Source organism: Helicobacter bilis, assembly GCF_001999985.1.
Taxonomy (GTDB): domain Bacteria; phylum Campylobacterota; class Campylobacteria; order Campylobacterales; family Helicobacteraceae; genus Helicobacter_A; species Helicobacter_A rappini.
On the sequence record NZ_CP019645.1, the window covers coordinates 1891610 to 1904077 of the forward strand.

The window sequence follows — 12468 nt, forward strand, 5'->3', positions numbered from 1 at the left end:
TCACCGCCGTATTTTCATTGACATTTTTAACATTTGGGAGAGTGATATGAAAGTTTGTGATACAAGATCACACATTATAAGTGTGAATACCCTAAAAAAGCTTGTTGCTTCATTGAGTATATGTACGTGTTTATCAATGCTAACCTATGCAGATGAAAGCAATGATTCTACTGATACTAACGGAGAAAATCAAAATAAGTTTGTGCTAGGGATCTTTGGTGGTGGTAGTCTTATGCAAATGTCATCAGAATATTACAACACAACTCACCCCTATGATGATTTACCCGGCGATTATGATAAAAGCTTGTTTGGGGCAAGCTATGGAGCAAAAGTTGGCTATGATATGTATTTTCTCACTCGTCATGGTGTAAGAATCTATATTGATTATATGAACTCATACTTTAATAGCAATGAAAGGACACTTGGTTCATATAACATGCACACAATTGGACTTAACGCTGATTATCGCTTTGTTATCACAGGGGGACTAAGTGCGTTTGCTGGGGCAGGACTAGCTCATAATATTATTAATACTCAACACCTTGGCAATATGAATGCCTTTGGTGGTAGCATTAATGCTGGGGTGGCTTATGCTTTATCTTTTCTTGAGTTTGAGTTTAGAATCCGCTATTTAATCTATGATATACCAGAGAAATACTCAACGCAAGGTTTTCCACCGATGGTTGCGGGACAACAGGTAAAATATCAAATGGTAGATTTAAACAGCCCTTTTAGCTTTCATTTAGGGGTGAATTTTAGATTCTAACCCACTTCAATCCATAGCACAAAAAGCAAACTAAGAATTGCTTAAAGCTTAAAGAGATTTTATGTTTATAGAATCTCTTTAAGGATATGTATTTAACTTTTTATGCCTTTTGTATTACTCTAGATCTAAAACTTATGCCTGTTTCGACATTTAAACAGGGATGCTTCGCAAAAACTTATAAAACAATAGTTTAGATTTAGTGTAATAGTCTTTATGTGTAGGTGGCAAAGAGAAATATCTTATACAGAACTTAAAAAGATTTTTCGTTTTTTCAGGGTGTTTCCGTGGATCAATCTTTTGCTCATACGCATTAATAATGCAATCTCACATAAAAGTCTCTAAACCATGCAGTTTGATTTTACAACACCGCGTGGAAACATGCGTCAAATTCTTTGCCTAAATTCGACTTAAATTCATCGTTTGCATTTAGATCTTCGATAATCTTGCCCTCTTCCATGAGTATAATTCTTTGACAATATTTTCTTGCGAGTATAAGGTCGTGCGTGATAAACAAAAAGGTTGTGTTATATGTTTTTTGCATATCTAAAAAGAGATTCCATATCTCTTCTTGTAGTTCATAATCAAGCCCAGAAGTAGTCTCATCAAGGATAACAAATAAGGGCTTTATAAGTAGCATTCGTGCGATACATACCCGCTGTGCTTGTCCGCCAGAAAGCATTGCGGGATAATGATAGAGTATGCTATTTGGTAGGTCTAATTGCTCTAGAATGGGGTATATTTTTTGTAGTTGTGCTGATTTGCTTTGAATATTTAAAAGGTGGTTGAGTGGCTCTTGTAAATGCTCTAGGACATTGTATCGTGGGTTAAGAGAGCTTAAAGGGTCTTGGAATAATATTTGTGCTTGTTTGTAAAACTCTTTTTTTTGCTGAAGATTCTCTAAATTTACTGCCTTGCCATTAAAGAGTATTTGCCCACTTTGTGGCTTTTGGAGTTGTGCGATAATCTTTGCCAATGTGCTTTTGCCACAACCACTAGGTCCTATAAGTGCAATGTTTTCCCCTTGCTTCATTTTAAAACTTACATTATTTAGAATCTGTTTTGTGTGTTTTTTAAAAAAAGTATTATATGTGAAAGTATGATTAATGTTGCAAACTTCTAGTCGCATGATTTTCCTTTTTTATGTGTGAATTATAATAACAAATATAAGTCATTGTTGTGTAATTTAGCATAAATTTTAGGATATAATGCGGGATTTAAAAACAGATAATCAACAGAAATAAGGGCAAATACACTGCATTATATTTGAAAAAATAATTTATTAAGGGTTTTTATGCGTCATTTTGTAAATGTTGTGGCTTTGGTGTTTGCTGTGGCTTTATTTTCAATATTTTTTTATAATGATAGGATAAAAATCACGCAAGAAGTGCTTGATTTATTCCCACAAACAGAGGATAAGCAAATCATTGACATTTATCAAAAGTTTGCAAACTCAAATCATATCCTTGTAGCTATAAAAGGATTTAGTCGAGAATCTAGGGATACGCTAGATGAGTTTTTATTTAAAATAAAAGATATGCCAAATATAGATAGTGTGATTACTCGCACAAGTGCTTCAGAATCTCTAGAAGATTTTCTCGCACAGGATTATCTCTATACTGCTAGTCCCAAGCCTTTAGATAAGGTGCTTACAAAAGAAGAGATTGAATCGCGTGTGCTAAATGGATTAAAATCACTACAATCTCAAATGCTTGAAGAAGAAGTGCTTGATAGTGGATTAATTGATATAGAAAAAATGAGAGATTCTAAAGATATAGAATCTAAACAAAGTGTAGATTCTAATAAAGATTCTAAAAAAGAGAATGTGAAAAATACTCAAAAAAATATAGAATCTAAAGTCAATGAAAATAAGGATATTTCACCTTTTTTAAAGGCTCAAAATGACAAAAACATAGAATCTAAAAACAACGCACAATCTTATAATACGATATTTCACCCAAGTGATCCTTTGCAACTTTTAATATTGCAGACACCAAAGCCCTATATCTTTGTGGCAAAAGATTATGGCTATATGGCGATTGTAACCATGAAAGATGTAAAGAGTGAGAGTGTAAAAGAGACTTTGGAGGGCTTTGCACGCATTGCAACAGAGTATCCAAACATTCGGTATTTTTCACAAAATTTTATGAGTGTAGAAAATCTAGGCTTAATCCTTAATGAAGTCAATTTCTTGCTAAGTTTTGCAACCCTTGCATTTATTACGCTGTATTTTGTGATTATCCGCATTCCACTACTTACATTAAATACGATTTGCACTCTTATTACTGCAAATATTATCGCCATTTTAGTGGTATCAAGCGTATATCCAAAGGTAACGATTATGGCATTAAGCTTTGGCATGGGGATTAGCAATATTGCTATTGATTATATGATGCACCATAATTTCTTCAATCTCTATGTAAGCGCTAAAAAGGTGTTTAATCGCCCTGTATTTTATGGCTATATTACCACTATTATTGGCTTTAGTGCGTGTTTGTTTATACCATTTCCCCTGCTTTCTCAACTTTCTTTATACGCGATTATTTCGCTTACACTTTGCTATATTAGCTTTGCGTTTATGTATCCAAAGATTGGTTTTAGTAAGCCTAGATTATTCCCCAAACTCGCACAGATTAGATTCCAAAAAGTCTCTAGCTATACATTTTTAGGGCTGTCTTTGTGTGCCTTTGTGTTTGCGTTTATGTTTTTGCGACTTGATTTTGATCTCTCAAAGCTTGATTATCAAAATAAGCGTATGCAGAATGAACGCACATTTTTTACAAACGCACAGAATAATACGACACAGATTTTATTATCAAGTAGTAGTCTTGATAGCCTAATTGCTCTTGCTAGGGATTTGCAGGACTTTTTACATACAAACAACGCAAAGACTTTTATCCCACTCTCACTCTTGCCTACACAAAGTCAAATGGATTTAAATGCTAAATTTATAGAATCTAAGCTTGTAGCAGAAAATAAAGCCGCATTATTGCAATCACTCCCACATTTACGCACAAAAATACTACAAATATTACATGAAGATTCCATAGATGAAGATATGAGTTTAGAAGATAAAATGGCTTTTATAGATGATTTATTCGCTATGTTTAAAGAGAGTTATATGCTCGGTGATAAACCACAACTAAGCTTAGAGAATCTCTCTGCTATGGGCTTTAATATCGTTGTAGAAGATAGAGATTCTAAAGCTATTGTAGATTCTATAAAATCTAATGCTATTACAGATTCTGGGATAACTAAAGATTCTAATAAAATTACAGAATCTACTGATACAAACATAGAATCTAACAGCACAGCAGAAACTAAAGATTCTACAAAATCTAGCACAAAAAGATTCTATTACTTAGCTATCGTAAATAATAGTGATTTAGATTATATTAAAACTTTTTCACAACGCCTTGAGAATGCAGAATTACTTGAAAGCATAAAAGATTCTAACACCAACATGCAACAGCTAAAAAACACAGAATCTAGCATTGAAATGCGAGGCTTACAGCATATTATGGATAATATCACAGATACGATTTATAAGCCTATGCTTATAGTCCTTGCTATTGCGTTGTGTTTAATGATTTGTATGCTTTTTATCACAGCTAGAGAGGCATTTTTAGATTCTGTTGTGTTTGTATTATTTCCACTTGCTTGCACGCTTTGTGTGATAGCAGCACATGGCACGCTTAATATTATGCACCTTTTTGCTTTGCTTATCCTTGTAGTTGTGAGTGTTGATTATGGGATCTATTCTGTAAAAGAAGGGCAGAATCTACGCACAGCCCATGCGATATTCTTTTCAGTTTTAACAACAGGCGTATCGTTTGGAATCTTAATCATAAGCAAGACAAAAGCACTCAATTCATTTGGGGAAGTTATCTTTGTAGGTATGCTTTGCATTCTTGCTTTACTTATTTTACATCGTCCATTATATCAAAGTAAGAAATTGTCATAAGAGTTTTATTTTTCATATATGATCATTCTAAATGCTGTAAAATATGCTATAATCCCAACTTTATTTTAAGAGTGGGAGGTAACATAATGATGTATAGCAATCTGTCATTGAAATATAAGTTTTTGGCACTAGCACTTGGTTCTTTAATGAGTTTTGCAATCTTTGTTGGTTTTATGCTGCTTGGAAAAGAAGAAATTGCTGAAAGTATGCAAGATAACCTTGATAAAGTCATACAAAAAGAGATAGAAGAAAAGATAAAGTTAGGCACAGATTCTATGGCATCAAGTCTTGGTGCGTTAGTCGCTGGTTTAGATGAAAAAGCACAAATTGAAATCATCGCAAAAGCTATTGAGGATTTTCACTTTGAAAACGATAAGTCTGGATATTATTTTGCATATAAAGGGCATATCAATGTAGCACACCCAAACAGAAAAGATTTAATCGGGACTTCTTTAGAAAATGCAAAAGATTCCAATGGAGTCTATTATGTGCAAGAACTCTATAAGAATGCAAAGGAAGGCAAGGGAAAATTTGTATATTTCGTATTTTCTAAACCACTACCAGATGGGCGGCTTGGCGAGGCACAAAAGGTTGCGTATTCGGCTATGATACCAAATACAAATGATATATGGATCTCAACTGGTGTATATATTGATACCTTGCAAGACCATACAGGGAAAATATCAAAGCTTATGCTTACCAGTATGCAAGATATTCTATATAGAAATATGTGGCTTTCAGTCGTCATTTTCTTAATTATATTCTGCCCTTCAATTATTATGTTTTATAGTAATTTGATGAAAGGGATACAGGTTTTACAACATAATGTTGTGTCTTTTTTCCGCTATCTTAACCGAGAGATTCCGCATATAGATTTTATCCCTTTAAAATCTAAAGATGAGTTAGGTCGTATGGCTCAAACCATTGGCGATAATATACAGCAGACAAATAAATCTTTAGAGCAAGATTCTATACTCGTGCAAGATGTGTTGAATGTTGTAGAAGAAGCAAAAGTTGGGCGATTTGGCAAGCTTGTAGTGTGTAATAGTCTTAATCCACAAATTAATGAATTAAAAGATGCGATAAATGCTATGTCTTCTACCTTGTTAGAATTGCTAGGCGATGATTTGAAGAAAAGCCAACGCGTATTTACTTCCTATGCAAATAATGATTTTACCGATAGAATCGAGAATGCAAAGGGCTTTGGTGTAGCGATAAATGGACTAGGCGATTCTATCGCACACATGCTAAAGGTATCAGCAAATTACGCCCATGAATTGAGTGAGAAAAACAAAGATTTAGAAAACGCAGTTGAAAATCTCACAGAAAGTGCGCATACACAAAGTAAATCTCTGCAAAATACAGCAGAGCAAATAGAGACTATCACAGAATCTATGCAAAGTGTCTCAAGTCAAACAGATGAAGTCATCAAGCAAAGCGAAGACATTAAGAGTATTATAGGTATTATTAGAGATATAGCTGATCAGACAAATCTACTAGCACTTAATGCAGCGATTGAAGCAGCAAGGGCAGGGGAGCATGGCAGAGGATTTGCAGTCGTAGCTGATGAGGTGAGAAAACTAGCAGAGAGAACGCAAAAGTCTTTAGGTGAGATTGAAGCAAACACAAATGTCTTAGTCCAAAGCATTAATGATATGGCAGAATCTATCAAGCAGCAAACACAAAATGTAGGTAATATGAATGAGACAATCTCACAATTAGAAAGCATTACAGAACAAAATGTAAGCATTGCGAATCATTCACAAGAAATCTATAATGCAGTAGATTCCATTGCAAGTAAGATATTAGAAGATGTGGATAGTAAGAAGTTTTAAGATATTTTGATTTATATTTAGATTCTTAAAATTAGTAAAGGCGGTTTTGCTAAGAGCGATAGAATACGCCAAGGCTATGTGTGCTTTTTTGAGATTATTGAGATTTGATAGTTTATTAAACAAGTTATTGTATATAAAATCTAAAAGTTTTGAGTTGAAAAGCAGTGAATAATAAAGTATTAGCACCAATTAAGCGATTGGATATTTCAATGAGTAAAATAGAATCTTTTGTATTTCAGGTATAAATAGGGGCTTTTGTATGGTATTTTCAATCTAATGAAATATCACTAATTTTAGATTCTATCTCTAGGCTTTTATGCAAGGTTTGGATTATCTTTTGAAAATGCGTGAAGTCTATCTCTTCGCCTTTGTGGGATTTAAGATATTTGTCTAAGACTTGATAACCACCGATTTTATATCCCCATACGCTAGAATCCACTTTGTCAAAATATAAGCTTTTGTTGATAAAAAGTCTTTTAGATTCTGCGTTGTAGTTGGGCTTTTCTATAATGGGATTTTTATCATTTTTGTCATTATAAAATGGATCACCGATAGATTCTAACTCATTCATTCTATATCCTTTGTGTCAAATAAAGTGGGAAAACATAGCTCCCACTGCCTACTAAATGCAAATCAATAATAGAATCTGTGATGAAAATATTATCAATATGAGATAATTTACTCCCCCTATCACAGACTAAACCGATATTTTTCATCAAGCTTCCTTGTAGAGATAAAGTGGGAATATTGTCCCTGCTCCCGTGTTGCCACCGCCCATTAGCGATAAATCTACTAGTGTATTTGTCGCTATCACACATTGCCACGAACCGCTTATTTTGTATTGTCGTGCTACATTTAAGCCTATATTGCAAGTCATTCTCATCATTTTCTGTTCTCTCTCTCTCTCTCTCTCTCTGTAATATCTGTCATTAAATGCGTATTAAGTAGCTCTAAGCCTAAATCGCTTAAGGCTAGAAATTTCTCTTTAGATTCTACAAAGGGGATTTTAGGAAAGTCAATTTTCAAAAAGTCTAAATACTTCTCTCTATAATCCTTATGAAATAGCACTGCATAGATATAGCCTAGAATTTGCTCGGGGCTAAAATGCTCTTTATACTTAGAATCTATAAATTCCCTAAAATTTTGTGTAAAGTTTTCTACCCATTGCATTGTAGATTCTGTGGTGTTATTTTGAGATTCCATCTTGTCATTTTGAGCCGTAGGCGAAAAATCTTTATTATGCTTTTTTGTATTTTTGGATTTTATAGATACTTCGCAAGGCTTAGTATGACAAGTTTTAGAATCTTTGACATAAAGGGGCATTACTTCTTCCCCACCTCTACGATAAAAGTTTAAATCCACAATTTTATCGCTTACAAAAACAGCGTTAAACTCGTTATCACCAACGGCTTGACTCTGCCTTGAAACTAAAAGTGCTTTATTGGAATCTTGTAGAAAATGTTGAAACACATCATAGACAGGATACGCCATAAAAGCACGAGATTTGTTGATATAATAAGTCCAACGCATATCAAAAGGACGATAATGGCAGAGTTTTATAAACTCATCTAAATTATCTTTATTTTCTCTAATTGCTTCTATGGTAGATTCTAGTTTCCAGTCTCTAGAATCTTCCCCTATATCATAGATTTTATATAGCTCATCTTTTGGTTTAGTGATAAAATCGTGTAGCATTGATTTTAAACTTTCTTTAGAATTGTGAAACACTATCTTATCTCTTTTGGAGCAAATCCCCACACCAGAAACCTTAAAAATATCCTTTACACTCCAGCCTTTATCATATTCTACCCTTAATGACTCATTTTGTGGGATAAAGAGATAGAAAGGATTTTGTGGATTTAGAATCTGCCAAGGGATAGAATCTAAGGTGTTTTTAGCAAGGAAGTTGTATTTATCTTTTCTTTTGCCATAGAGATCATAATGGTAGATTGTAGCTAGATTATTTGTCATATTGAGCGAATGCGAAATATCTTTATTTTTAGTGTTTTTAGATACTTCGCTACGCTCAGTATGACAAGTGGGTGTGGATTCAGTATTGCAAGGAGATAAAGATTCTGCGTGATGAGTGGATTTACTCTCACAGGGAAGTTTTACAAAAATATTGATAGAAACGCCTTGCATAATGTCAAACACATTGTCATCTTTAGTTCCACTTGGTGTGGTCTCTTTTTTACGCGTATTGCCGTGTAGGTCTAAAATATAGATTTTATCAAATGTCTTTAGCAAGTGATAACGCATACCGCGAAATGTAGGGTTGTCTAAAAAGGCGTTATTAGAGATAAAGGCAAAGATTCCGCCCTCTTGCTTCTCAATCTTACTTTCAGCAAAGCGGATAAATTTGACATAATCATCAAGTAGCCATTTGGGATTTTTCTCATTTTGGAGTTTGTGTTTTTCGAAAATTATCTTAAAGGTTGAAATGCAACTTTCATTAGTTTTATACCAGTCTTTATAATATTCTTCTTTCTTTTGGGGCATGGCTATTTTAGCTTCGAAATATTTTTCTATATGCTCCTTATCTTGTTTTGTAAGCTCAGCGAGTTTTGGCTCTAGTCCATAGGCGATACGCACTTCATCTTCATATAAGCCCTTATTTGCACTAGCTCCGCTATATGGGGGATTGCCTGTAATGATAAGAATCTGTGGGCTATCTTTAATTTTTTGAGATTCTTTAAATTCTTCTGCCAATTCCCTCATTCCTGCAACAAGAATAACTTGCTTATTCAACTCTTCTTCTTGTTTGTTTGAATAAAGCGTATTTGTAAGTCGAATGTTTAGACTTTCATATTCTTTTTTCTTATCGTTGTATTCTAACTCTATACTAAACTCTTCCTTTAGGGCTTGAGAGATTTTTAAATGTGCTATGGTATAAGGTGCGATTAAAAACTCAAATCCATAGAATCTTTGTATCAAGGCTTTTGGGTTGTATTTCACGCTGTTTTTATTACTAGATTCTAGGGCTTTTCTAAAGGCTTCTAGCAAAAATGTCCCTGTGCCTGTGGCAAAATCTAGCAGAGTAATATCGCTATCTTTATCTAGGGCGGATTTTAACCCTTTCTTATTAAAGTCTTTTTGCAAAGTTAAATCTATGGAATCTATGATAAATCTAACTACTGGGGCTGGAGTGTAATATACTCCCCTTAACTCTCTTAGCTCGGGGTCATACTCTTTTAGAAAGTCTTCATATAAATGTAAATAGGGGTCTTTGTGTATATAGTTACCAAATAAATCTTTTTGCATACTTGCATTAAGGTCTTGTATAATTCTACTTATATCAATATGATTGATAATTTCAATAATTTCTTCTAGTAGATAGCTAGTAGGGGTCATTTTTTTTAAATTATTGTGTCTTTCTAATTCTTTTAGAATATTTAAAAAGCGACTCATTGCACGGATTAAAGGAAAAGATTCTGGGATAAAATTATAGGCATTGTCTAAATTAATTTTTTCATTTGTAGTGTTATTTAGCCTTGCTAGAAATAGACTATAAGTCAGCGTCTGTGCGAAGTTGTCAGCAAAGATTAAAAACTCTAAATCTTTATAAAGAGATACCTTAAAGATCTTAAACATATCTTGAATAGAATCGTTGTGTTCATTGCGTATAATCTCGTAATTTAGGATTCTAGTCCTTTGAGCCAAGGCGTTTGCAAACTCTTTAGCTGTATTTATGGGGCTTGGACTTTGAGAGAAAAAGAGTGTAAAAAGCTCGGTCAGCTCTCTTGCTTTAGAATCTACATCATAAATCTTGGGATTTTTAGCTAGGGCTTTTAGCTGTGAATGCTCACAGATTCTGCATTCTTGCTTTATGCTTATTTTGCCCTTTTCATCTTGGTGTAAAAGACAGAATCTAAGATAGTCTGTAAGCATAATATTTGAGCTTAGGCGGAAGTATTTTTTGATCTGATCACTTTGTGCGATTTCATCTAAAGGGGCATTTATGCGTTTGTTTTCAATATAGCCAAGTGTAAGAGAATCTTTTGTGATTAAAAAATCTGGCGCGCCTCTGCCTTCTTTATCATTATTTGGCTCGTGGGTTATATAAATATTGTTTTTAGATTCTAGGGAGCTAGATTTACCCCCCCCCCCCCATTAATTGCAGTTAGAAAATTGTATAAATGTGGGCGATAAGTGTGTTCTTTATCACTTTCCTTTATATCTTTTATTGCTAGTAAATAAGCTTTTAGAATCTCTTGCATGTCTTTCCTTATTTAACGATTAGATTCTATAATGCTTTTGTGAAAATTGCAAGAGTATTTTATGTATTAGGCAACGCTTAGATTTGCTATAATTGCAAAAACTTAACGCATTAAGGGTAGGGTATGTATATTAACATTCTAGGTTATGGTATCACTAATAAAGCATTAGTTACACTTTTAAATAAGCACAATATAATCTGTCATATCTATGATGATAGGTATGAAAATGATGAGATAGATTCTATAGGGAATAGTTACCAGTCATTTAAAAAAGTAGCGACACTTCGCACAAAAAATCCAAATGGTGATACAAATTTAGCAATTATTAGTCCGGGGATAGCCCCAGATTCTACTTTTCTTAGCTATTTTAAGAATATTATGAGTGAATATGACTTTATTTTTCATATAAAAAAAGGGATATATAGCATTTGGATAAGTGGGACAAATGGCAAGACAACGACAACAGAAATGCTATCATGTATGTTACATGCAAAGAGTGGTGGGAATATCGGCACACCCCTTGCGACACTTTTTATGCAGGACTTTAACGACACACAGATTGATGTAGCACAATGCAATAGAGTGCAAAATCAAGTCTATGATGTGGTATCAAAGCAAGATTCTAAAGCTGTATGGGTGCTTGAGACAAGCTCATTTACTCTGCATTACACACATTACGCCTTGCCTAATATCTATATTTTATTACCTTTAAGTCAAGATCATATAAGTTGGCATGGCGGATTTGAATCCTATATCGCCGATAAATTAAAACCGCTTAAATACATCAATGACGCAAAAGACCCAAGCAAGCATTACGCCCTTATCCCGCAAGAACTCATGCAATATGAAGTAGCAAAAGATATTATAAACAACACAAAAGCAAATGTTATGCTTTATACAGATTCTAATATGCTTTACTCTTATTTGCAATGTGAAAAGAAGTATGTTGAATGCTTTAAAGAGCCTTTTAGACTCGATTTTCTCGTGGCTGCTAGTGGTATGCGTTTTGGCAATATTGACTTTAAAATAAATAATATTTTAGAGTATAAAATCGGTGCATATCGCATGGAAGAGCATGTGAGACAAGGCTTACTTTTCATAAATGATTCTAAAGCGACAAATCCACATGCAGTCCTTTCTGCATTGCATACCTATAAGCAGTATAGAATCTATCTTATTTTAGGGGGAGATTCTAAAGGGGCAGAGATGAATATGCTATATCCATTTTTGCAAGAAAATGGAGTAAAAGTCTTTAGCATAGGAAAAGATGGAGGCATGATAGCAGATGAATGCAAGGCAAAAAATATATGGGTAAAAGAGTGCGTAAGCTTAGATAAAGCTATGGAATCTATCTATTCTAAGTTGCGTGAAGACTACTTGCTAGATTCTATAAAAGATATAGAAACATGCTGTAGTGATACAAATAAGCCCATTATTATGCTATCCCCTGCATGTGCTAGTTTGGATCAGTATTCATCATATAAGGAAAGGGGTGATAGGTTTAACATGCTGATAGAAAAGGTGTTTGGATAAAATTACATAAAAGCTATTTTGAAGCGTTACACTTTACTTTAAGGTGTGCGATATAGCATAGAATCTAATGGGTTGCAAAAATTATAAAATATTAAATCTCATATTTAGCTATAATCTCAAGTCAGCTAAAACTACATAAATACAGAATCTAAAAGG

The 12468-nt window shown here is 33.8% G+C and carries 10 protein-coding genes; 4 read left to right on the forward strand and 6 right to left on the reverse strand.

All coding sequences use genetic code 11. The annotated features are described in order from the left end of the window. The first annotated feature begins 46 nt into the window (after window positions 1-46). Complete coding sequence (locus XJ32_RS08630) at window positions 47-766, forward strand: putative outer membrane beta-barrel protein (protein ID WP_077389096.1); 720 nt, start codon at window positions 47-49, stop codon at window positions 764-766. Window positions 767-1124: 358 nt separating this feature from the next. Here the strand turns inward: XJ32_RS08630 and XJ32_RS08635 are convergent, their stop codons facing one another. Continuing rightward, entirely contained in the window at window positions 1125-1892 is a 768-nt protein-coding gene (locus XJ32_RS08635) for an ABC transporter ATP-binding protein (RefSeq protein WP_077389098.1), read from the reverse strand. Window positions 1893-2057: 165 nt separating this feature from the next. Here XJ32_RS08635 and XJ32_RS08640 point away from each other — a divergent pair, with 165 nt between their 5' ends. Both XJ32_RS08640 and XJ32_RS08645 read left to right on the forward strand, forming a co-directional pair. Continuing rightward, window positions 2058-4727: a hypothetical protein gene (locus tag XJ32_RS08640; protein ID WP_077389100.1), complete on the forward strand. Its 2670-nt coding sequence runs from the start codon at window positions 2058-2060 to the stop codon at window positions 4725-4727. A gap of 86 nt (window positions 4728-4813) precedes the next feature. Then, complete coding sequence (locus tag XJ32_RS08645; protein WP_077389102.1) at window positions 4814-6562, forward strand: methyl-accepting chemotaxis protein; 1749 nt, start codon at window positions 4814-4816, stop codon at window positions 6560-6562. 268 nt (window positions 6563-6830) lie between these two features. On the opposite strand, the gene XJ32_RS08650 is transcribed toward XJ32_RS08645, so the two are convergent. The 5 genes from XJ32_RS08650 to XJ32_RS13360 all read right to left on the reverse strand — a co-directional run bounded on the left by XJ32_RS08650 (window position 6831) and on the right by XJ32_RS13360 (window position 10779). After that, entirely contained in the window at window positions 6831-7133 is a 303-nt protein-coding gene (locus XJ32_RS08650) for a type ISP restriction/modification enzyme (protein ID WP_077389104.1), read from the reverse strand. A 1-nt stretch (window position 7134) separates the two neighbouring features. Next, window positions 7135-7278 (reverse strand): adenine specific DNA methyltransferase, encoded by a 144-nt coding sequence (locus XJ32_RS08655; protein ID WP_077389106.1) that lies wholly within the window; start codon window positions 7276-7278, stop codon window positions 7135-7137. Next, on the reverse strand, window positions 7278-7439 hold the full coding sequence (locus tag XJ32_RS12300) for a hypothetical protein (protein WP_167619995.1): 162 nt from the start codon (window positions 7437-7439) through the stop codon (window positions 7278-7280). Before XJ32_RS12300 ends, XJ32_RS08655 begins: the two co-directional genes overlap by 1 nt. A 5-nt stretch (window positions 7440-7444) precedes the next feature. Next, the gene (locus tag XJ32_RS13355; protein ID WP_367635180.1) at window positions 7445-10450 is read right to left on the reverse strand and encodes a type ISP restriction/modification enzyme; all 3006 of its coding nucleotides are present in this window, start codon (window positions 10448-10450) and stop codon (window positions 7445-7447) included. A 191-nt stretch (window positions 10451-10641) separates the two neighbouring features. Next, on the reverse strand, window positions 10642-10779 hold the full coding sequence (locus XJ32_RS13360; RefSeq protein ID WP_004087262.1) for a hypothetical protein: 138 nt from the start codon (window positions 10777-10779) through the stop codon (window positions 10642-10644). A gap of 123 nt (window positions 10780-10902) precedes the next feature. Here XJ32_RS13360 and XJ32_RS08665 point away from each other — a divergent pair, with 123 nt between their 5' ends. Beyond that, window positions 10903-12312, forward strand: coding sequence for a Mur ligase family protein (locus XJ32_RS08665; protein ID WP_077389108.1), 1410 nt, complete (start codon window positions 10903-10905; stop codon window positions 12310-12312). Window positions 12313-12468: the final 156 nt, after the last annotated feature.